The organism is Caballeronia udeis (assembly GCF_044909315.1).
GTDB lineage: Bacteria > Pseudomonadota > Gammaproteobacteria > Burkholderiales > Burkholderiaceae > Caballeronia > Caballeronia udeis_A.
Window position 1 is genome coordinate 273,139 of record NZ_JBIYEB010000005.1, and the last position, 20,398, is coordinate 293,536.

Consider the following 20,398-nt stretch of genomic DNA (forward strand, 5'->3'; position numbering starts at 1 on the left):
ATTCTGAAATAGTGACGCAGGCTCCCAGACATTCTAGGTGGCAAGATTGCCCGTCGCCAGCAGGCCGACTTACTGCGCTGCTGTGTTGCCGGATCGCAAGTTCCCGGTTCAATTGCCGCCGGTCTACCAGACTCTGCTATCAGGTTCGATAGCAGAAGCGCGGGTTGGACGAGCGACATTCAAGCGTTACGCTGCGCGCCCCTTAGCCAGTAAATCGACGCTCCAGGCGTCGGATGCAGGCAGGTCAGCGATTGCCTTGGATAACAAATTCGTAATTCGCTTGACGCTCGCCGGTCAGAATCATCCCCGCAGAATCGCCTCATAGCGTCGTTCACCGGATGCTTGTCCAAAGGATATCGGGAAGATCACGATGATGAGTTCACGTTCCATCAACATGCTGCGCGACGCCTTGCGCCCGCTTTCGGTTGCGGCGCTTCTCAGTTTCGCAAGCACCTGTCCTGCGCAATCCGCAGTGAATGCGCAGGATACCGCCGGGGAGGCGAATGCGCCGTCCATTGCATCCTGTGTCGCGTGTCACGGCGCATCAGGCGCCGGCACCGCAACGGGTGGGCCGCGGCTTGCCGGCAAAGATCCGGATTATCTCGCGCACGCACTGTCAATGTTCAAGGCGGACACGCGCGCAAGCGCTGTCATGCAGGGGGTCGCACACAATCTTTCCGACAGCGAGATACGTGAGCTCTCGATCTTTTTTTCGAGGCAGGACCCGCCGCTTGCCGAAGCTACGCCGCCGCAGCAGAACCTGGTGGTTGCCGGGAAGCGGCTCGCCCAGATGGGTGCCGGATCAGACATTCCCGCCTGTTTCAGCTGCCACGCGGCCGGTGGCAAAGGCAATGGCGCGCGATTTCCGGGCATCGCAGGTGAACCGGCGGCGTTTGTCGTTGCCCGGCTACACGAATTTCAGGCACGCGCGAAGGGGAAAACGCCGGCACCGGGTTCGATGACGGCCGTCGCGGCCACGCTGAACGACGCGCAGATCGAAGCGGCTGCGGCTTACCTTTCGGTAATTCAACCTTGACGACCGGCAACGCGCGATCTACGCGTGAACATTGCGTCGATTGGCGTTGCAACCCAACACCTGACCGCGTTTGCGACGGATATCCCCGTACCGCAACCCCGTGCCCTTTGAGTCCAGTACATATGCGTTTTCTTGTGTGGAGTAACGTCGTCGTAATATCAGGTCTGTTAGTGATGCTTAGCGGCTGCACCGTGAGTAGCGACGCCTCGAATTTGAGTGTAGCGCAGAGTCCGCAGTTACCTGAATCGTATCCTTGCCAGAACTTGCATGTTAAGGCAATGAGCTGCCCGCCCGGATAGGACGGCAGCGACACGTGCGGCTTCATCAGAGTTCGCGGCAATCCGGATAGGATCAGGTAAGCCGGGCATAGCATCTTCCCGTGTCCCAATGGAAGCAAATCATGCTTGGACACCTTTACAGGAAATTCGCGTCGAACAGGAAGACTTTTCTGCGGTCGCGGACTTGATGGCGGTGATTGACGCCACGGCGAACGGCGAGCCTGTGATCCTTGTTGGATGCTCGCAGGGTGGAGGAATCGTGCTCGACGCGGCGCTTCAGCATCCATCGCGCATCCGTGCCGTTGTTCTCATTGCGCCCAACGTGAGTGGCGCACCCGAGGCGATCTATCCGCCCAGGATCGAGAGCCTGATGACCCGGTTCAAGGAAGCGGAAAAGATCGGCGATCTGGATCAGATGATCGCGATCAGAGCTCGCCTTTTTCTGGACGGTCCACTTGAGCCGGAAGGTCGCGTCACGGGTGCGGCCCGTCAGTTGTTCGTCGACATGAACGCAGTTGCGCTCAGGTCGCCGCCGACCGGAGCGAATCTCGATGCCGGGGGCGCCTACGATTGTTTGGGTAAGTTGTCGATGCCATCGCTAGTGGTTTGGGGTGATCTCGACTTCCCCAACGTGCAAGAACGAAGCCGTCATGTTGCGACTACGGTGTTGAATGGATCGAGTCATGTGTTGACCGGTGCTGCCCACCTGCCGAGCCTGGAGCGTCCAGCGGAAATCACCGGCCTGGTTGCAGAATTTATCAACCGCTGCTCCGCTCGCCGGGGATAGCCCGGTCTCTGCCTCACGCAATCGGCACAGTTCGACCCTGAACGAACTTCCGGATTGCCCGCAAGCGGTTGTTCATATCGATCAGATGTGTGTTCGGTTGCTTTCGCTGAAATCATGAAAGCAATCGTTCACAGACAACTATTTCAAACACACGCCCCGGCCGGTTCTGACATCGTCACCCGGTTCTTTACGCTGGGACGCTCCTGCATCCTTGCGTACCACGCCTGAAGAGCTTCGCACTCCGCAGGCACAGGCAGATTCACCAGCCCCGCAAAGATCAAACCGCCGATGACCGTGATGTCCGCCATCGAGAAAACCTCACCGGCGACGAACGGCTGTCTTTCCAGAATGGCATTGAAGTAATGCATGCCTCTTAGTGCTTTGTCGCGCTGACGAAAGCCCCATTCCGCATTCTGATAAATCTCGACATCGGGTCCAAGTCCCGGCGTCGCGTGGTGAAAATAAACACTGATGGCGTCGAGCAACTCCGACTCGGCGCGCTTGCTCATCATGTGGATCAAGCCCTTTTCGCGCGCTGTTTTACCGGTCAATGCTGGTGTGCCATCCAGCGCGTCAAGGTATTCGGTAATGGCCGTGCACTCGGCAATGAAGGTCCCGTCGTCGAGTTCGAGCACCGGCAGCGTGCCTGAGTAGTTTTTGGCGAGGAACCCAGCCTGCTTGTGCTCGCCTTTCCAAAGATCCACCGATACAAACCGGACCCGCGATTGCAGGTTCTTCTCGGCCAAAGCTATACGGACACGCGCCGGATAGGGGCCGGTGTGCCAATCGTAAATCCTCATCATGGCTAGTTTGGTTACGTCGAAATTGATGATGGCGGAACTCATTGCCTGCCTCTCTGCGGTTTGGTTACAGCGTGGTTGCAACTGACGGAACAGATGACGCCGGGCGTCGTTATTTGTAAATCTACCTAACGTTTGGTAGGTTGTAATATAGGAGTTATAATTGCCTGCGTCAATACCGTTTTTCATTTGCGAGGGCGGGACCAGTGAAGAATGAAGCGAGCCCGAACTCCCGGGAGAAAATCCTGGCGGCGGCCAAAAGGATCGCGCAGGCCCATGGCTACAGCGGATTGAATTTTCGTGACCTCGCGGAAGATGTCGGCATCAGGGCTCCGAGCATCTTTCATCACTTCGCAAGCAAGGCCGATCTAGGCGCTGCGGTAGCGAGGCGTTATTGGGAAGACTCGGCGGCATCCCTGGATGCACTGCTGGCTGAATCGCCGGATCCGCTCCTCTGCCTGCGCCAATATCCCGATACGTTTCGCAAGGCGCTCGAAAACGATAATCGCATGTGCCTCTGCAGCTTCATGGCCGCCGAATATGACGACCTGCCGGAAGCGGTGCAGAAAGAGGTCCAGACTTTTGCCGATGTAAATGTTGCGTGGCTGGCCAAGGTTCTGTCCGCTGCTGCCGTGGTCAGTTCCAAAGAGAGCGAACCGCGGGCTCGCGCCATCTTCGCCGCCGTCGGCGGCGCTCAGCTCATGGCGAGAAGCCGCTCGGATATCTCGCTCTATGACGCGCTGATCAAGAGCTATCGCGCGGCGGGTCTCCTGCCGGCATAGCGGTGCAATGATTCATACCATTCATGACGATTCTGCCGCGCGACATCGCTATCAGGATGACCAATCAGGCACGTAAACTGCTCTCGCTCATATGCCGAACGCATTCAAGTGTGTCGGTCAGGGGCGAGAGCGGAGGCCTAAAAATGAACGTACTTGAATTGGCCCGTGAGTCGGGGTTGGCTGTCCTTCTGGACGGACGGATCGGGTGTGAGGAATACACCAGTGTGTCCGGTTCGATCGATGCATTGTCGCGCTTCGCCGCGGTCGTGCGCATGGCTGCGCTGCGAGAACGCAGGCGTTGCCGGCGCCGCGCCAGTTGCGGTCAATTAGGAAGGCGTGAACAACGCCTCTCAATGGACCTGCGGCTTCACGAAGAAACTCCGCTGACGGACAAGCGCAAACGCCGCACTGTCAGTTATTTGCCGAACACCGCCAGCTGCCGAATAGAGTCGCATCCAAGGTCGCTGCGGCCTGCCCTGTGCCGATAGCACAGCGCAATTTGAGGACTCGCTCCCGATCAGGGAGCGAGTCCTCTCTACGTTGGAAAGGCGCATGGTGGTCTGCTTGCAGGTGACTGCCCGATGCCCGCGCACCGCACCACGCCGCTCAGGTCTCCACGAGCAACTCCTTGCTCTTCAGGAACACGGCAACCGCTGCGACCCGAATCTCCCCAGGCGGCGGCAGGGGTGAAACGTACACATCGAAGTCCACATGTTTGGCGCCGGCGGGAATCGTGATCCGTTCAGCCACTCACGCAAAAAAATGGCGATCCACCACCTGATTCCAAGTCGGGCCTGGTTGGCCATACTGGTTTATCCGCGTTCTGTGAATACGCAGGCCCGGTAAGAACAGAAATCAGTAAAACGTACAAACTTAACACTGCACTCAAGACGAAGCGTCTTGTGACTCGCGCGAGCATCATTCTCTTCTCCACGGCAGTTGTTATGCGGATGATTCCCGACGTCGCCGCTCATACCCTATTGCTGCCCCGCGCCGAAGAGCTGTGGATCTGCACGGCGCCTCAGATCTTCGGTAGTTTCCCCTTTGTCATTTGGCCGCCAGCCAGGTGGCTTGACTACGTAGCCATATACCTCGCGTATGGAACGCGCGGTCAGGAGGTCACGCCACAACGCGCGCCAGTGATCGAACTCTATAGTCAATAAGTTATAGGTCGTCATCGGCTTGACCAGACCGAAGCGGCATGGCACGCCGCGCTTTTCCGCAATGTAGGTACCAAATAGCCGATCGAACACGATCAGCACACCACCATAGTTTCCATCAAGGTATTCGAGGTTCGATGCGTGATGCACACGGTGTGCAGAAGGCGTGTTGAAGATCCATTCAAGCGGTCCGAAGCGTGGAATCCAGGTGACATGCAGCCAGAACTGATAGAGCAAGTTGAGCGTCAGCAGCATCAGCACAATCTGCGGCGGCATGCCGAATAGCGGTGCGAGCACGAAGAACAGCGTCGAACCGGTAAGACGGCCAGTCCAGCCGAAACGATATGCGGCGGAAAGGTTGAGTTGATTGGGTGAATGGTGGACGGCGTGGGTGCACCAGAACCAGCGCGTCCGGTGAGCCGCACGGTGGAACCAGTAATAGCAGAACTCCTGACCAACGAAGCAAGCCAGCCATCCGCTCCAATGGTTCATCGGCAATGTCCAGAGGCGGTGCCGCCAGAACCAGTCCATAAAATGGCTATAGAACGCCAGTGGCAGCAACCAGCGCAACGGATACTCACGAACGAGAAAGTCTGCCACCGACACACTCGCGGCCTTCCAGTCGTAGCCTCGCCAGCCGTGCCGGATAGCAAGCGCCAAAGCCTCGATCAATGAGAAAACGAGAACTCCGATATTTGCGTAGTTGAGCAGGGTGAGCGACAGAGCCATGGCCGGATCATCCATAGGGTGATGCCGGTCAGCGTAGTTTGACGCCTCTTGACTCGCAACCGGACTGGGACGAGCCGGGTCGGCCGTGGGGCGGATTGGGCCGATTGGGCTATTGCTGAAGGCGTTGCATCAGCGTTTCCCGATGCTGCCGGCTGCACGGCACCTCGACGCCACTGCGCAGCACGACTGTGGCATCGCCCTTCCCTCGTGGCCGCACAGCAAGCACGGCGGCAAGCGCCACGGCAGCGCCGCGGTGCGTGCGGACAAATGCGGGGTGGAGGTCATTGAGCAAGGCGGCAAGCGTGCGTCGTATCAGCAGGCTGCGCCCAGGAAGATGGATGTTCACGTAGTTATCGGCGGCCTCCAGCCATTCGATATCCGCGCAGCGCACCACATGCGTTTGCCCGCGATCGGCGACCATCAGTTGCGCGGGCATGCCAACACTCGGGCGAGTTGCACCGCGGACCGGATCGCGCAACCGCTGCACGGTGCGCGCGAGGCGCTCCGGCTCGACAGGTTTCAACAGGTAGTCGATCGCCTGGGCGTCGAATGCCCGTAACGCATACTGGTCGAACGCGGTCACGAATACCAGCGACGGACCGCCGTCCGGCAAGGACGCCGCCACGTCGAAACCGTCGACCTCGGGCATCTGTACGTCGAGGAAAACAACGTCTGGCCGTAGCTGCGCAGCCAGCATCAGCGCCGCCGCACCGTCGGCCGCTTCGCCCACCACCTCGACATCGGGAAACACCCGAAGCATACGCAGCAGCTTGCTGCGAGCAAGTTCCTCGTCGTCGACAATCAGTGCGCGCATGGCAGGCTCATCCCCACGATCAGGCCACCGCCCGGTCGCAATCGCAATTCGAGACTTGCCTGGGCGCCGTACAACGATTGCAGACGGCGCTCGAGGTTGCCCAGACCCACACCGCGTTTTTCAGGAAGCTGCTGCAAATCACCATCGTCCTCAATCTCGACCTGCAGCCGGCTCGCGCTATGCGTTATACGTATTGCGATGTGCGTCAACGCGCTGCGCCGCTCGACAACATGACGGAAGCAGTTTTCCAGCAGCGGTTGAAGTCCGAGCGTGGGGATCTGGCAACCGTGTGAAGTGGCATCGACTTCCCATGAAAGCCGGACGCGATCGCCGAACCGCTGGACCATGATGTCGGCATAGGCGTGAAGCAACGTCAGTTCATCGGCCAGTGACTGCTCGGGACGCTGGCTCGCGTCAGTCGCCGCGCGCAACAAGGTCGCCAGACGAGTGAGCAGGACGTCGGCCATGTCGGGGTCCGTGTGGATCAGCGATGAAACGGTGTTCAGCGCGTTGAACAGAAAGTGCGGTTGCAGTTGCTGGGTCAGTTGTGCGAGTTGCGCCTGGCGCGCCAGGTTTGCCTGCTTTTCGGCCGTCAGCCACGCGTCGGCCCACGCCCCGTAAAATCGAAGACCGAAAAGGATGCCGCTGAACAACGCATAGAACACGACGAAGTTCGTCACGTCGTAGGCCATCACTTCGACCCACGGTCCATGCGGGTACCTGGCTCCTGCCAGTGCATAGATGCCGAATCGCAACGCATATACCGCAGCGATGTAAGGGACCATTAGCAGCGGCATGGCCGCGAAGCTGCGAAGAAACCATTTCAGCGGCTGGTTGAGAAGACTTTTGAACCGGTCCGCACGCCTTATCTGCACCGCAATCAGCACCGTGGCCCCCAACGCTGAGGTGCCCCAGTTGACGAGGGGCCGCCAGAACTGCAATTTGCCTGTCCACAGGGTTTCCTGAATGGCAATAGCCAGCATCAGCAGCCAGAACACGGCCCACGGCCACACCAGGCGCCGCCATGGGATTGGCGGTTGGGATTCACCGAAGAGGGAGCTAGTGTTCATTTTTCCTGCTCATTCGCGCTCGTCCTCGGCGCTGGTTTGGCATCCACGCGCCCTATGTCGACCCTGCCTGAAGGCGGCCCCCTTCTCACCCGGCTCCGGTGAGCGATGACTATGGTAGCTGTAAAAACTCGTCCTGGTCCAGAATGGACGCCGGCCTTTTATGGACAACCGGTTTATGAAAAGTATTCCTGAAGTCCAGTTGGCTCCGGACAGGACAAGTTGAATCCGAACGTGCAAAGGCTTACGCCAACTCCGTTGTCCGTCAGAGCCAGACAAATCCCCTTTCACGGCGTCACTGATCCGCAACCGGACTACACTAAGGGGCAAGCCGCACGCAGGAGAAAGCCATGACAGACCTTGACCCTGATACCACCTTTCGGGGATTGCCCCTCACCCCGGAGCAGGACGCGGAAGTGAGGCATTACATCAAGTTGCAGACGCAGCGTGGTCTGCCTTGGGACACGCCGGAGCTAAGCGCGATGCTTAAGGACATGCTGCAGCCGCCAACCGATGAAAACGACGAATTCGATCCCTCGGCAGACGAGACGAAAGCGGCCGCCGAGCGCGCAATGGGTTCCGTTGAAGAGGAGATGGATCCCCTCGAGGCGAGCGAGGAGTGGCATGCCGCGATGGAGTCGGAAATCATGAAAGGGCCCAAGCGGTAGAGGCACGCGGCGCGGATTACGAAGTTGCCCTGACGAAGCCATACAGAAAATCGGCGACGAAAGCGATTGGCTGGCGCATTGCACAAACTATCTCAAAGCGGTCGCTGTCGATAAGCTGGAGTGAAATCCCGCATGCCATTGGAACGCAAGTGCCAAAATGGCTGCTCCTTTTCCCAGGATCGGCCTGATGAAACTTACGTACCCTGCCTTTGTGTTGCTCGGCCTTATCTGGGGATCGAATTTTATCTATATGAAATGGGCTGCCGCCTTTATCAGCCCTGCGCAAATAGTCCTTTTGCGAGTATTTTTCGGCTTCCTGCCATTGGCATTTGCGGCCTGGCATAAACGCGTGATCAAGCGTAGCCAAGCCCGTCATCTGCCGCATTTCCTCGTCATGGGCGCCGTGGCTACGGCCTTCTACTACTTTGCCATCGTCAGGGGAACGGCGTTGCTCCCCTCCGGTATCGCGGGCGTTCTGGGCGGGTCGATCGCTTTGTTCACCGCCATCTTCTCGCTCGTGCTCCTGCGAACCGAGAAACTCAACGGGTTGATGTCAGCCGGGGTAGTTCTGGGTTTTGCCGGTATCGCCCTGATCGCGCGTCCCTGGGAAGGGTCGGCCAATCCGATCAACCTCGCGGGTGTTTGCTGGATGCTGGGCGGCTCAATCATTCTTGGGCTGTCATACGTTTATGTCCGTCGTTTTCTGGCACCGGTCAACTTGCCGCCCCTGGCGCTCGCCACCTGGCAGGTGGGCCTGGCCCTGCTCATACTCCTTTTGCTGACAAACTTCACCGGTATTGGGCAGATACTTCAGGATTGGCGTGCGGCCATGGGTGTGGTGGTCGGACTTGGCATTCTGGGAACCGGCACCGCCTTTTTGATCTACTACTTCTTGCTTCAGGAGCTCGGTGCGGTTGCGGCTTCGGGCGCCACTTACATTACGCCCACGGTCGCGCTGCTGATCGGCTGGGCCGCGGGAGAGAAAGTCGGCATAGTGGAAGTGGGGGCCGTCGTCCTGATCCTTGCCAGTATCGCGATGCTGCAGATTGGACGGCAACGCGCCGCTCGCGAGACGAAACAGGCAGTTTGAAGCTGTCTGGAAATCGCGGAGGCGGAGCCATTGCGTCATAGCGTCTGTCGGACCAGAGCGGACATGCACGATGTGTCGCCCGTCGGTGTCGGATGTTCATTCCGCTATGATCCTCCGAGCCGTCCTTTGCAAGCTATCGCTTTCACAACCGGCGTATTTACATTAACTGCCGCATGACAAAAGAGGAATCTTCGATGGCTATCCAGCGAACCGGCCACAGGTACCGTGATAGTGCTACAGGCAAAACTATCGACGTCTGGTTTCCGGCTTCCGGCGCCGGGAAAAAGCGCAGTTGCCTCGCCGAGAAGGCCGGCCTGATTTCGGGGGATCTCGTCGACGTGGTGATCGAGTCGCTCGAATCCCCACCCGTTTCGACTGAGGATGCCTACCTGCGCCTGCACCTGCTCTCCGACAGAACCGTCAAACCCAACGAAATCAATCTCGATGGCATTTTTGGTCTGTTGCCCAATGTCGCGTGGACATCGGCAGGTCCCGTGTTTCCCGGCAATGTCGATGATCTGCGGGACCGGGTAGCATCCGAATACCACCATCTCACGGTGTCGTCGGTCGATAAATTTCCTCGCATGACGGACTACATCGTGCCCGAAGGCGTGCGGGTTGCCGACGCGGACCGTGTAAGACTTGGCGCCCACCTGGCAGCGGGTACAACCGTCATGCATGAAGGTTTTGTGAACTTCAACGCGGGTACGCTTGGAGAGTCGATGGTCGAGGGCCGCGTGACGCCGGGTGTGACCGTGGGCAAGAACTCCGACGTCGGCGCCGGCTCCTCCATCATGGGAACGCTGTCGGGCGGGGGCAAGACCAAGAATTCCATAGGCGAGCGCAGTTTGCTTGGAGCGAACGCCGGCATCGGCATTTCGCTTGGAGACGAATGTATTGTCGAAGCCGGTCTTTACGTCACGGCCGGTACGAAAGTGAAGATGCCCGATGGTAAGGTCGTTTCAGCAAGGGAGTTGTCGGGGAAATCCGGCCTGCTGTTTCGTCGAAACAGTCAGAGCGGTGCAGTCGAGGTACTGCCGACCGATTCCTCCCGATGGGGCGGCCTGAATACAAGCTTGCATAGCAACGACTGACCAAAACGTTTGAACTCTTCAGCCGCGGCGCTCAACGCGCCGCGAGCGTGAGCCTTGCGGACGCTTGCGAATCGCGTCTTCACGCAGAGCCGACCGAATCTCGCACGGCCCCGCTCTGCCCCGTCTGCCCCAGCCGCTCGCCGAACTGCAAGGCAGCCAACTGCGCATACAGCGGCGAGCTCAACAGCAACTCAGCGTGACGGCCCTGCGCGACAATGCGGCCGTGTTCCAGCACGACAATCCGGTCCGCTTGCTGCACAGTCGCCAGCCGGTGCGCGATGACCAGCGTCGTGCGGTTCTGCGCGGCATTGTCCAGCGCCTTTTGCACCAGCCGTTCGCTTGCGGCATCGAGCGCGCTGGTGGCCTCGTCCAGCAGCAGGATGGGTGGATTCTTCAGGATCGCCCGGGCGATCGCAATGCGCTGGCGCTGGCCGCCAGACAGCCGCACGCCGCGCTCGCCCAGGAACGTGTCATAGCCTTGCGGCAGTTCTTCGATAAAGCCGGCCGCTGCCGCCATGTCGGCAGCTTGCTGCACTTGCGCAAGCGTGGCGTCGGGCGCGCCGTAGCGGATGTTGTCGAGTACGCTGCCGGAAAAAATCACGGATTCCTGCAGCACTACGCCAATCTCCCGGCGCAATTCGACGAGCGGCACCTGCCGCGTCGAGACGCCGTTGATCAGGATGCTGCCGCTCTGCGGATCGTAAAAACGCAGCAGCAATTGGAACAACGTGGTTTTGCCTGCGCCGGACGGTCCAACCAGCGCCACGTGCTCACCCGAGCGGACATTGAGTGAGAGGCCGGAGAGCGCCGCAGTGCCCGGGCGGGACGGATACGAGAAACTGACGTTGTCGAAGCGGATGCCCTCCCCGCGTGTTGGCAACGACACGGTCGTCTCGGCCTCCACCACCGGCGAGCGTGCCGACAGCAGTTGCAGCAGGCGCTCGGTGGCGCCGGCGGCCCGTTGCAGATCGCCCCACACCTCGGCGACAGCTCCAACAGCGCCGGCCGTGAACACCGCGTAGAGGATGAACTGGGACAACTGGCCGGCAGTCATTCGCCCGGCCAGCACCGCCTGCGCCCCGAGCCACAGCACAAACACAATGGCGGTGAACACCAGCACGATGACCACCGCGGTCAACCAGGCGCGCGCCCGAATCCGCTTGAGTGCTGTCTCGAAGGCCAGTTCAACCGCGCCGCCAAACCGCCGCGCCTCAAAGGGCTCCTGCGTGTACGACTGAACGGTCGGCATGGCATTGAGCACCTCGCCGGCCACCGCGCTCGTGTTCGCTACCTTGTCCTGACTGGCGCGCGAGAGCCGCCGCACGCGCCGGCCAAAGATGACGATAGGCGCAACCACCACGACCAGCGTAGCGATGATGTAAGCCGACAGCACGGGGCTGGTGACCGCCAGCATGGTCACGCCGCCGGCCAGCAGGAAGAAGTTGCGCAGCCCCAAGGACAGGCTGGTGCCTACCACCGTCTGGATCAGCGTGGTGTCGGCGGTGAGGCGTGACAGTACCTCCCCGGTCTGCGTGGTCTCGAAGAACTGCGGACTCATGCCCAGCACATGGTCGTAGACCGCACGCCGCAAGTCAGCCGTGACTCGCTCGCCCAGCCACGACACCAGATAAAAGCGCGCCGCCGTGGCGCCGGCCAATACCAGCGATACGACGAACAGCGCGAGAAAATAGCGGTCGATATGTGCCCGGTCGTCCGCAGCGAAGCCACGATCGATCAGGTACTTGAACGCCACCGGCAACGCCAGCGTGGCTCCTGCCGAGGTCACCAGCGCCAGGAACGCGAGCGCCCAGCGCCCCGCATAAGGCCGGAGAAAGGGAAATAGCGCAAATAGCGGGCCGATAGCCCGCGAAGGCGGCGAAGCGGGTGCGGCGTCTGACATGAATGAGGATTCCAGGTGGATCAAAGATCGTCTTGATTGTGCCAGTGCAGCGGATCGGAAGACATTCCGCGTAAAAGCCCGGCGCTGATATAAGTCCCTTTGTATTCGTTGCTTACCCTCGCGCTACGTGACCGCTCGAAAACAACTTCCGCGTGCTTGCCGCAACTGCCCGTATGTATCAAGATCAAGTCGATTCATCAGGAATAAACCAGTCCCATGACAGACAAACCCGATCCCGACAAACTGAAGGGTCCCGGCGGATTGACGTTGCGCCAGATCCACGAACAGATTCAGAAAAGCGTCCAGCGCGACCGCGAAGAGCAGGCAACGCGTAAATCCAGCGCTCCGCCGCAGAGCAAGTGGCAACGTTGGGTGCGCTACGTGTGGGGCCGCAGCGGCCGTCGCTAGAGGCCCCCCGCTCAGGCTATTTTGACCGAGAGTTCCGTACCACCCTTGATGGGTAGATTGATGGACAGAAAGCCGTTTGCAGGATTCCGAATGAATTCGATGTAGTCCGGCTCACCGTTATCGTTCATCAAGAAACCGCCGGTCCGGATCTGTGGCGCCACGATTTCGATGACCTCCCTGGCCAGCGACGGTTCCGTCCCCAATGGCCATCCATCGATAAGCGCGAAATCAACCGGCCCGCCCAGATCCCTGAGTGTCCGGCGACCGTCGCCCTCGCGAATGTCCACATAACTGGCCAATCCTGCGTCGGCGGCATTTTGTCTTGCAGTCGCTACCTTTGACGGAACCAGCTCGGAACCAATCACCGTGCCGCCGCCGTTGTCGCGCATCGCTGCTGCGAAATAGAGCGTCGAGAATCCGAAGGAGGTTGCGAACTCCACTACCCGGGTTGCACGAATCGCGCGGCACAGCAGATAGATCACATCGCCTTGAGCGGGAAATATCGAAAAACCGTAATCAGCATAATCGGCCGGATCGCAACTCGGATTGGCACGCGGACCGCCGTCGTCTGGATAACGTTGCGAAGCCCACACCCGATCGATCACCGCATTGATTTTTGCGTCTTTAAGAGGACTTCGGCCGTTTGAGGTCCGGGCTTCACGAAGAATTTTTTCAATCGTTTCGGTATCCATTGGGAGATCTTCCAGTGAAATTGAAAAGGCGTGTCATGTCCGGAAATCGGGTCCGATGCAGGATCGAACATCTCGGTCCGGATCCCTGCAATCAAAGACGTTTCAAGCGCGGAAATATTGTGGACAAACGAGAATTAATTAACCGGTGGCCATTCGGGGCGTCGAAAGGGGCAGGCACCAGAACAATCAGTTCAGGCTAAGCGCGCATGAAGAAGAGATAGGAGTAACAGAGAGATACAGGTAACTTATTGCACTAAAGCTGAGCTTCAATAGCCGCTTTATCTATAACGGACCATACCTGCTCAATCTTGTCGCCGCGGAATTGATAGAACACATTCTCCGCAAAGGAAACTTTCTTGCCGTTTACAGGAAGGCCAAGGAACGTTCCCTTTGGCGTGCAGTTGAAGTCCAACCGGCTGGCCACACAAGACGAATCGGCAACCAACAACTGAATGTGGAAATAAAGATCCGGAATTTCATGAAAATCCCTCACCAGCATCTCGCGATAACCTGACAACCCGATCCGCTGACCGTTGTAATGCACGTCGTCATGAACGAACTGTCCGAGATTCGGCCAGTCCTGCTTGTTCAGGCACGCAATATAGCCGCGGTAGACGTTGGAGAGGTCAGTTTTATTCACGGCAATTTCCCTGAAGAGTTGAAATTCCACAGCCAAGAATAACATCGTGGAAATCGGAGCGCCGCGCCACGGCGACGAATGCCGGCAAGTCATTAAGGTTCTTGCGGGCCATTCATGAATCCAGCTCATCGGGGTTTGCCGGTTCTACCGTCTAGTCACGCGCAGACGCAGCCGGTAAATTTAACGCTATGGACAAAGCAATCCGGATACCGATCGAAGGACGACGAGCCGCTTGAAAACCAGCGCTCGAAGAAAGATTGCGGGCAATAATTCGCGATCAACCCACGTATGGCGATTGGCTATTTACCCATTCGCGCACGGCTTGTGCGAACAATCTCAGCGCGGTTGGCGGGTGCCGGTTGGCCGGGTAGTAAAGGCGCAGGCCAGGAAAGGCGGGACTCCATTCAGGAAGAAGCTGGACCAGCCGGCCTGACGCCAGATGGTCTGCCACCTGATAGTCCGGGACCCAGGCAATGCCAATGCCCGCGAGCGCCGCCTCAACCATCACATTGATATTGCCAAGCGTCATGGGCCCGTCGACATCGATGCTGGCGGTTTTGCCGCGATGTTCAAGATCCCAGCGGTAGAGCGCGCCGCTCTCGAACCGGAAACGGATGCAACGGTGCTGCGCCAGATCGTCCGGTGCTTTAGGCGGCTCATGACGCGAGAGATAGTCCGGCGACGCCACCGCGGCAAAGCGCATGTCGGGGCTGAACCGGATGGCAACCATATCGCGCGGTACGTCCTGGAGCACACGTATGCCGGCATCGAAACCATCGGCCACGATATCGACGAGCCGCGTGTCCACGACGAACTCCACGTGGATGCCGGGATAGGCCGCAAGAAAGTCTGGAAGCACATGACGGACGATGTATTTCGCCCCGTTCTCGGATGCGTTGATCCGGATCGAGCCCGAAGGCCGGTCGCGGGTTGAGACCACCTCGTTCACTGCATCCGCGAGTTCGGCCATGGCCGGTCCGACTCGCTGCAGGAGCTGCTCACCGGCCTCGGTCAAAGCAACAGAGCGCGTCGTGCGATTGAACAAGCGCACGCCAAGACGCTCTTCCAAACCGCGCGTGGAATGGCTGAGCGCCGACGGCGAAACGCCCAGCGTACGCGCCGCCGCACGGAAACTGCGCGCGTCGGCAATCGCGACAAAAGCCGTGAGTTCGGACAGACCGGCACGCAACATAGATGAATTCCCCTCAACACCCCGTGCAAGTCTAGCCGGATTGTTGAGCGCGATACAACAGCCTAAGCTTGGTGTCTGGTGAACAGCAGTTCGCGGCATTCTGAAAGGAGAAACATCATGCAAAAACGCAAACTTGGAAACAGCGGTCTTGAAGTGTCGGCTATCGGCCTGGGATGCATGGGCCTGAGCTTCGGTTATGGCCCGGCCACTGAAAAGTCCGATGGCATCAAACTGATTCGGGCGGCCTTCGAGCGTGGTGTCACGTTCTTCGACACGGCCGAATGCTACGGCCCGTTCATCAACGAGGAACTGGTCGGAGAGGCGCTGGCGCCGTTTCGCGACCAGGTGGTGATCGCCACCAAGTTCGGCTTCCAGGACGGTGACTCGAAGAAGCCCCTCGACAGCCGCCCTGAACGCATCCGCGCCGTGGCCGAAGCCTCGTTGAAGCGCCTGAAGACCGATCGCATCGACTTGTTCTATCAGCATCGTGTCGATCCGGATGTGCCGGTTGAAGAGGTGGCCGGCACGGTCAGGGATCTGATCCGGGAAGGCAAGGTCAAGCACTTCGGCATGTCCGAAGCGGGCGCGCAGTCGATCCGCCGCGCCCATGCCGTGCAGCCGGTGGCGGCGTTACAGAGTGAGTATTCGCTGTGGTGGCGTGAGCCGGAAAGCTCTGTGCTGCCTACGCTGAAGGAACTGGGTATTGGCTTCGTGCCGTTCAGCCCGCTCGGCAAGGGTTTCCTGACCGGCGCCATCGACGAGAAGACTTCCTTCGACAAGACCGACTTCCGTAACGTCGTGCCACGTTTCTCCGAGGAAAACCGCAAGGCAAACGCAGGTCTGGTCGAGGTGCTTGGCCGGATTGCGGATGGCCGTGGCGCGACGCGGGCGCGGATCGCCATTGCATGGCTTCTCGCACAACAGCCGTGGATCGTCCCAATTCCCGGTACGACCAAACTGCATCGCCTGGAAGAGAACGTCGGCGCGGCTACGGTCGAACTGTCGGCGAATGACTTGTCCGCAATCGAAGCTGCGCTGCAGCAGATCACCGTGGTGGGCGATCGCTACCCGGCGGCTCTGCAAAAGCGCGTCGATCGATAAACCAACCGTCGCGGCAATCCACGCGGCTTTGATCAAGGCCGCATCACGCACCAAATGAAGGAGCCAGACCATGAGCAACAACACCGAAGGAAAAGTCGTCGTGATCACCGGCGCGAGCAGCGGACTCGGGGAAGCGACCGCCCGGCATCTGAGCTCGCTGGGCGCACACGTCGTGCTGGGCGCGAGGCGCATGGATCGCATTCAGGCGCTTGCCGATGAACTGACCCGTAGCGGAGCAAAAGCAATCGCCGTTGCAACCGACGTGACCCGCTTCGACGACGTCAGGAAACTGGTCGACACCGCCGTACAGACCTTCGGGCGTGTGGACGTCATGATCAACAATGCGGGGTTGATGCCGCACTCGCCGCTCGAACGTCTCAAGGTCGACGACTGGAACCGCATGATCGATGTGAACATCAAGGGCGTGCTGTACGGCATTGGTGCGGCACTACCGTACATGAAGGAACAGAAAAGCGGCCAGATCATCAATGTCTCGTCCGTGGCCGGTCATAAGGTCCGGCCCGGCAGTGCGGTTTATGCGGCCACCAAAAGCGCGGTGCTGATGCTGTCCGAAGGGCTGCGCCAGGAGGTCAAGGCCTACGACATCCGCACGACAGTGATCTCGCCGGGTGCCGTGGACACGGAATTGCCGAACAGCATCACCGAGTCGGATGTAGCCGAGAACATCAATAAGTTCTACAAAGAAAATGCGATTCCGGCTGAATCATTTGCACGGGCCGTTGCCTTCGCGATCAGCCAGCCGCCGGAAGTCGATGTGAACGAGATCCTGTTCCGCCCCACCCGCCAGGAGCTTTAATCGGCACGGATCAAGGAACCTGGCGGGCCGCGACATCAAAACAGCCCGACGGGACCCAGTCGGGTCCGCGCCGGGCAAGATCACCCTTGCGGATCAGCGCATGCCGCCACTCGCGACAACATGTTCGCCCGTCATCCAGCGCGAGTCGTCCGACGCAAGAAACACCACGATGGACGCAATGTCATCCGGCTGACCCAGCCGGCCCAACGGCGTCTGGGCGAGCGCCCACGCATCGAGGTCGGACCCGATTATCCCCGCGCTTTGGGTACCCTCAGTCACCACCACGCCGGGATTGACCGAGTTCACACGAATTTTCTTCGGCCCGAGTTCGCGTGCGAGCACGCCCGTGATTGCATCGACCGCGCCTTTCGTGCCGCTATAGACGGCACTTGCCGGCGGTGTAATGCGGCTGACAACCGAACTGACATTGATGATGCTCGCGCCCTCGCCGAAATGACGAACAGCGGCCTGCGTGGTGAGCAGCACGCCCAACACGTTGGTGTTGAACTGCTTATGGAAATGCTCTTCGGTGATCTCTTCGATAGGCGAGAACTCGTAGATTCCCGAGTTGTTGACGAGAATGTCAATGCGCCCAAACGTGTCGATAGCCGCCTTGACGATACCTTGCGCATCCGCTGCCTTCGACACATCGCCGCCAACGGCGACTGCGTGGCCGTCAGCCGCGGTAATTGCTGCGACAACGGCTTCGGCGCCGGCTTTGCTGCTTGCATAGTTGACAACCACCGACGCGCCCTCTGCTGCGAGTGCCTTGGCAATAGCGGCGCCAATACCCTTGGACGCGCCAGTGACGACGGCCACCTTACCGGTGAGCTTGCTCATGATCGTTTCCTTGAAGAGAGTGAGTACCGTGGACATTGACTGGCTGCTTCCGGAGCCGATCAACCTGGTGCTGCCAATCTAGACATCTCTTCAGCCGCGATAAAGCGGCGCAAAACGAATTGACTGATGGGATTTGACGAATAATCGAAGAACAGCCGCTGTACAGGACATCGACGATGATCGCCGAAGGCTGGCAATTCCCGCCTTGGAGCATGACTTGAGCCATTTACTTGATGGCATCGGAACTTCGGTCCGCGAGGTCTGCCTGTCGCAGCCCGCCTTTGCGCCGGGTGCCCCACACGCCGGCCGCATATCCCCAAGGGGGCCTGGACGAATGTCGCCAGGTACGTGTCATGCGACTGGCGCGGCGTTATCCAATGCGGGTCTTCGGCGCGTAAGCAGCAACAGCAGAAGCAATGCGGTGGCAGAACACAAAATGGCTACTTCCAACAAGACATTGCTACCAAACCGCGTCAATAATGCGATGAAAAGCGGCGGTGCCGCTGCTGACGTCACGTTCAGAGGGAGCGCTATGCGCGATGCCGCCAATGCATATTCGGCCTTGTCATAAAACACCAGCGGTATGGTTGCGCGCGCAACGGCAAGCGCTCCGCTACCTAGTCCATAGAGCACAACGAAAACCACGACCGCAGAATGCGAACCCCGGCCCAATATAAGCAGCACCATTGACACAGGGAGCGCAATGCCAGCAAAGATGCCGGTCGAAATTCCGTCCCACTTGCCGCCTCCCAGGAAATCCACTGCTCTGGCACTGACCTGAATCACGCCGAAAGCTGAACCGAAGGCGACAGCCTGTACTGCCGGTAATCCGAGCGCTTTGAGTAATTCTATAAAGATCGCGCTGAACCCAAATGTTACGAATGCATTCAATGCGATAGCTGCCGCGATCAGGTAGAACGTGGCTTTCCGCCTCGGCTCAACGGCCGAAATATTGGACATACCGCTATTGGAAATACCACGCGCATCCGGGCTTGGCGGCATCGTCTCCGCAGGCAGTCCAAAGACATAAAGCGGCAGGGATACGAGCATCAGCATTCCCGCGTAGACCACGCATGTCCCCTGCCAGGCGAACGCCTTTGCAAGAAGAGAGGCCAGCGGCCAAAAGAAACTGCTCGACAGTCCGGTGAGCAACATAAGCCCGCCGATCGCACGCTTCGCATTCGATCCGGCAACTTCGTTAAGCATGATATAGGCGGCGGTCGTGAGCGTTGCGCTACCTGCTGTTCCAAGTATCACCCAGGCGGCGAAATAGAGAAGAGGCCCGCCAGACGACGCAAGCAACAGAAACCCCAAGGCCGCCAAAATCGTGCCGCCGATCATGACGCGCCTGGCGCCAAACCGGACAAACGGCCCTGCAAGAAAGGGCGCCCAGAGTCCCATGACAACATAGAACAAGGAACCCCCGGCAAAGACAGATGAAAGGTCCATCTTGAGGTCATTGGCCATCTGCCTTCCGACAATCGCCGGCAGACCAACGGTTCCCCACCCTATTATCTGTGTGACAGACAATACGATAAGTGGAAACGCGATCTTTCTGTCGAATGAAGGAATACGCGAAGGAATACGCATCGAATGTCCGTTGTCAAAAGAAATCGGGACTTGAGCGGGCTAACCGGTTTGGAACGGTTGACCTCGCTGCAGACCGATTTTAGCTTGAGCACAATGTAAATTGTCTGCGTCGTTTTCTCTGTCTTTTCTCTGGCTAAACGCGCGAGGCGCGTTTAGAAGGTGCGGGTTTGAAAGCGATTAACCGCACCCGATAATCTCGCCCGAATGAACTGAGATTACCGCCGGCAAGCACCACGGTGGGTCACGCTCATCGTGCACCGATCATGATGCGTAGCGCGCCAGGAACATGTCGACTGCGGATTCCGCTACCTGCTTTTGTTCGTCCTTGCTTAAGGTGCGCTGCCCCATTGTGACCTGCGGCCAGAACGCAAACGCTTTCACAAGGCCCTGCAATTGCAGCGAGGCGAACATGGGGTCGGGTGTCTTGAGCCGGCCATCGGCAGCGGCTGCGCGGATCCACACAGTCAGGTCTTCTTCGCGCTCACCCATGCGCGCCACCATGTCGCGCGCGCGCTCGGGCGAGTGAATGCCTGCCGCAATCGCCACGCGCGCAAGCGACAGGAATGCCTCGTCATTTAAAAGTCGCAGTTTTTTCGACAGCAATTGAAGCAACTGCGCACGCAGCGGCTGGGCGTTGGAATAAGCGGGCGCCTCTCCCGTGTCGCTCGCGTCCCACAACTGCCGCAGGATTGCCGCGAACAACACTTCCTTGCTTGGGAAATGGTTATAAACCGTCCGCTTCGAGACGCTCGCACGGGCGGCAATGCGGTCCATGCTGGTTGCATCAAAACCCGCTGCAAGAAATTCTTCAATAGCCGCGGCAATCACGGCGGCACGCTTGCGATCGGTCAGGCGTAGCGGGTTGTCACTGGTATTCATGGTTAAATTTTACACCAGGCAGTTTACTTTTTTC

21 protein-coding genes are annotated in these 20,398 nt (G+C 59.1%); 9 read left to right on the forward strand and 12 right to left on the reverse strand.

Going from position 1 to position 20,398, the window contains the following annotated elements:
- The first annotated feature begins 370 nt into the window (after positions 1–370).
- Positions 371–1,036 carry a c-type cytochrome gene (locus ABH944_RS10820; RefSeq protein WP_404606854.1) on the forward strand — a complete coding sequence of 222 codons (666 nt, stop codon included), beginning with the start codon at positions 371–373 and terminating at the stop codon, positions 1,034–1,036.
- Between the two features lie 387 nt (positions 1,037–1,423).
- Positions 1,424–2,101, forward strand: coding sequence for an alpha/beta fold hydrolase (locus ABH944_RS10825; protein ID WP_404606855.1), 678 nt, complete (start codon positions 1,424–1,426; stop codon positions 2,099–2,101).
- A gap of 143 nt (positions 2,102–2,244) precedes the next feature.
- On the opposite strand, the gene ABH944_RS10830 is transcribed toward ABH944_RS10825, so the two are convergent.
- Entirely contained in the window at positions 2,245–2,946 is a 702-nt protein-coding gene (locus ABH944_RS10830; RefSeq protein WP_404606856.1) for a glutathione S-transferase, read from the reverse strand.
- Between the two features lie 161 nt (positions 2,947–3,107).
- Between ABH944_RS10830 and ABH944_RS10835 the strand changes: the two genes are divergently transcribed.
- Positions 3,108–3,683, forward strand: coding sequence for a TetR/AcrR family transcriptional regulator (locus tag ABH944_RS10835; RefSeq protein ID WP_404606857.1), 576 nt, complete (start codon positions 3,108–3,110; stop codon positions 3,681–3,683).
- A 606-nt stretch (positions 3,684–4,289) separates the two neighbouring features.
- On the opposite strand, the gene ABH944_RS10840 is transcribed toward ABH944_RS10835, so the two are convergent.
- From ABH944_RS10840 to ABH944_RS10855, 4 genes are all read right to left on the reverse strand, one after another.
- Complete coding sequence (locus tag ABH944_RS10840) at positions 4,290–4,433, reverse strand: hypothetical protein (RefSeq protein ID WP_404606859.1); 144 nt, start codon at positions 4,431–4,433, stop codon at positions 4,290–4,292.
- Between the two features lie 227 nt (positions 4,434–4,660).
- Positions 4,661–5,572: a sterol desaturase family protein gene (locus ABH944_RS10845; RefSeq protein WP_404606963.1), complete on the reverse strand. Its 912-nt coding sequence runs from the start codon at positions 5,570–5,572 to the stop codon at positions 4,661–4,663.
- Positions 5,573–5,681: 109 nt separating this feature from the next.
- A complete protein-coding gene (locus ABH944_RS10850) occupies positions 5,682–6,386 on the reverse strand; it encodes a LytR/AlgR family response regulator transcription factor (protein WP_404606861.1) in 705 nt (234 codons plus the stop codon).
- A complete protein-coding gene (locus tag ABH944_RS10855) occupies positions 6,374–7,456 on the reverse strand; it encodes a sensor histidine kinase (protein WP_404606862.1) in 1,083 nt (360 codons plus the stop codon). Before ABH944_RS10855 ends, ABH944_RS10850 begins: the two co-directional genes overlap by 13 nt.
- A 347-nt stretch (positions 7,457–7,803) precedes the next feature.
- Between ABH944_RS10855 and ABH944_RS10860 the strand changes: the two genes are divergently transcribed.
- From ABH944_RS10860 to ABH944_RS10870, 3 genes are all read left to right on the forward strand, one after another.
- Positions 7,804–8,121, forward strand: coding sequence for a hypothetical protein (locus ABH944_RS10860; RefSeq protein ID WP_404606863.1), 318 nt, complete (start codon positions 7,804–7,806; stop codon positions 8,119–8,121).
- Positions 8,122–8,278: 157 nt separating this feature from the next.
- Positions 8,279–9,211, forward strand: a complete 933-nt coding sequence (locus ABH944_RS10865; protein ID WP_404606864.1) for a DMT family transporter — start codon at positions 8,279–8,281, stop codon at positions 9,209–9,211.
- Between the two features lie 194 nt (positions 9,212–9,405).
- Entirely contained in the window at positions 9,406–10,305 is a 900-nt protein-coding gene (locus tag ABH944_RS10870) for a DapH/DapD/GlmU-related protein (protein ID WP_404606865.1), read from the forward strand.
- Between the two features lie 79 nt (positions 10,306–10,384).
- On the opposite strand, the gene ABH944_RS10875 is transcribed toward ABH944_RS10870, so the two are convergent.
- Positions 10,385–12,205: an ABC transporter transmembrane domain-containing protein gene (locus tag ABH944_RS10875; protein ID WP_404606867.1), complete on the reverse strand. Its 1,821-nt coding sequence runs from the start codon at positions 12,203–12,205 to the stop codon at positions 10,385–10,387.
- Between the two features lie 216 nt (positions 12,206–12,421).
- Between ABH944_RS10875 and ABH944_RS10880 the strand changes: the two genes are divergently transcribed.
- The gene (locus ABH944_RS10880; protein ID WP_404606868.1) at positions 12,422–12,613 is read left to right on the forward strand and encodes a hypothetical protein; all 192 of its coding nucleotides are present in this window, start codon (positions 12,422–12,424) and stop codon (positions 12,611–12,613) included.
- An 11-nt stretch (positions 12,614–12,624) separates the two neighbouring features.
- Here ABH944_RS10880 and ABH944_RS10885 read toward each other — a convergent pair whose 3' ends face one another.
- From ABH944_RS10885 to ABH944_RS10895, 3 genes are all read right to left on the reverse strand, one after another.
- Positions 12,625–13,305, reverse strand: a complete 681-nt coding sequence (locus ABH944_RS10885; RefSeq protein WP_404606870.1) for an O-methyltransferase — start codon at positions 13,303–13,305, stop codon at positions 12,625–12,627.
- A gap of 253 nt (positions 13,306–13,558) precedes the next feature.
- Positions 13,559–13,945, reverse strand: a complete 387-nt coding sequence (locus tag ABH944_RS10890; protein WP_404606964.1) for an ester cyclase — start codon at positions 13,943–13,945, stop codon at positions 13,559–13,561.
- Positions 13,946–14,222: 277 nt separating this feature from the next.
- Positions 14,223–15,137, reverse strand: a complete 915-nt coding sequence (locus tag ABH944_RS10895) for a LysR family transcriptional regulator (protein WP_404606871.1) — start codon at positions 15,135–15,137, stop codon at positions 14,223–14,225.
- A 117-nt stretch (positions 15,138–15,254) separates the two neighbouring features.
- Between ABH944_RS10895 and ABH944_RS10900 the strand changes: the two genes are divergently transcribed.
- Both ABH944_RS10900 and ABH944_RS10905 read left to right on the forward strand, forming a co-directional pair.
- Positions 15,255–16,238, forward strand: coding sequence for an aldo/keto reductase (locus ABH944_RS10900; protein WP_404606873.1), 984 nt, complete (start codon positions 15,255–15,257; stop codon positions 16,236–16,238).
- Between the two features lie 70 nt (positions 16,239–16,308).
- Positions 16,309–17,055: an SDR family oxidoreductase gene (locus tag ABH944_RS10905; protein ID WP_404606874.1), complete on the forward strand. Its 747-nt coding sequence runs from the start codon at positions 16,309–16,311 to the stop codon at positions 17,053–17,055.
- Positions 17,056–17,148: 93 nt separating this feature from the next.
- On the opposite strand, the gene ABH944_RS10910 is transcribed toward ABH944_RS10905, so the two are convergent.
- The 3 genes from ABH944_RS10910 to ABH944_RS10920 form a co-directional block, all read right to left on the reverse strand.
- Positions 17,149–17,895, reverse strand: a complete 747-nt coding sequence (locus tag ABH944_RS10910) for an SDR family NAD(P)-dependent oxidoreductase (protein WP_404606876.1) — start codon at positions 17,893–17,895, stop codon at positions 17,149–17,151.
- Between the two features lie 351 nt (positions 17,896–18,246).
- The gene (locus ABH944_RS10915; protein ID WP_404606878.1) at positions 18,247–19,485 is read right to left on the reverse strand and encodes an MFS transporter; all 1,239 of its coding nucleotides are present in this window, start codon (positions 19,483–19,485) and stop codon (positions 18,247–18,249) included.
- Positions 19,486–19,746: 261 nt separating this feature from the next.
- On the reverse strand, positions 19,747–20,364 hold the full coding sequence (locus ABH944_RS10920) for a TetR/AcrR family transcriptional regulator (protein WP_404606879.1): 618 nt from the start codon (positions 20,362–20,364) through the stop codon (positions 19,747–19,749).
- Between the last annotated feature and the right edge of the window lie 34 nt (positions 20,365–20,398).

Excerpts from the sequence above, each read along its gene's own strand:
- ABH944_RS10820 (WP_404606854.1), top strand. The coding sequence starts at position 371 with ATGATGAGTTCACGTTCCATCAACATGCTGCGCGACGCCTTGCGCCCG.
- ABH944_RS10825 (WP_404606855.1), top strand. The coding sequence starts at position 1,424 with ATGGAAGCAAATCATGCTTGGACACCTTTACAGGAAATTCGCGTCGAA.
- ABH944_RS10830 (WP_404606856.1), bottom strand. The coding sequence starts at position 2,946 with ATGAGTTCCGCCATCATCAATTTCGACGTAACCAAACTAGCCATGATG.
- ABH944_RS10845 (WP_404606963.1), bottom strand. The coding sequence starts at position 5,572 with ATGGCTCTGTCGCTCACCCTGCTCAACTACGCAAATATCGGAGTTCTC.
- ABH944_RS10850 (WP_404606861.1), bottom strand. The coding sequence starts at position 6,386 with ATGCGCGCACTGATTGTCGACGACGAGGAACTTGCTCGCAGCAAGCTG.
- ABH944_RS10855 (WP_404606862.1), bottom strand. The coding sequence starts at position 7,456 with ATGAACACTAGCTCCCTCTTCGGTGAATCCCAACCGCCAATCCCATGG.
- ABH944_RS10860 (WP_404606863.1), top strand. The coding sequence starts at position 7,804 with ATGACAGACCTTGACCCTGATACCACCTTTCGGGGATTGCCCCTCACC.
- ABH944_RS10865 (WP_404606864.1), top strand. The coding sequence starts at position 8,279 with ATGGCTGCTCCTTTTCCCAGGATCGGCCTGATGAAACTTACGTACCCT.
- ABH944_RS10870 (WP_404606865.1), top strand. The coding sequence starts at position 9,406 with ATGGCTATCCAGCGAACCGGCCACAGGTACCGTGATAGTGCTACAGGC.
- ABH944_RS10875 (WP_404606867.1), bottom strand. The coding sequence starts at position 12,205 with ATGTCAGACGCCGCACCCGCTTCGCCGCCTTCGCGGGCTATCGGCCCG.
- ABH944_RS10880 (WP_404606868.1), top strand. The coding sequence starts at position 12,422 with ATGACAGACAAACCCGATCCCGACAAACTGAAGGGTCCCGGCGGATTG.
- ABH944_RS10885 (WP_404606870.1), bottom strand. The coding sequence starts at position 13,305 with ATGGATACCGAAACGATTGAAAAAATTCTTCGTGAAGCCCGGACCTCA.
- ABH944_RS10895 (WP_404606871.1), bottom strand. The coding sequence starts at position 15,137 with ATGTTGCGTGCCGGTCTGTCCGAACTCACGGCTTTTGTCGCGATTGCC.
- ABH944_RS10900 (WP_404606873.1), top strand. The coding sequence starts at position 15,255 with ATGCAAAAACGCAAACTTGGAAACAGCGGTCTTGAAGTGTCGGCTATC.
- ABH944_RS10905 (WP_404606874.1), top strand. The coding sequence starts at position 16,309 with ATGAGCAACAACACCGAAGGAAAAGTCGTCGTGATCACCGGCGCGAGC.
- ABH944_RS10910 (WP_404606876.1), bottom strand. The coding sequence starts at position 17,895 with ATGAGCAAGCTCACCGGTAAGGTGGCCGTCGTCACTGGCGCGTCCAAG.
- ABH944_RS10915 (WP_404606878.1), bottom strand. The coding sequence starts at position 19,485 with ATGCGTATTCCTTCGCGTATTCCTTCATTCGACAGAAAGATCGCGTTT.
- ABH944_RS10920 (WP_404606879.1), bottom strand. The coding sequence starts at position 20,364 with ATGAATACCAGTGACAACCCGCTACGCCTGACCGATCGCAAGCGTGCC.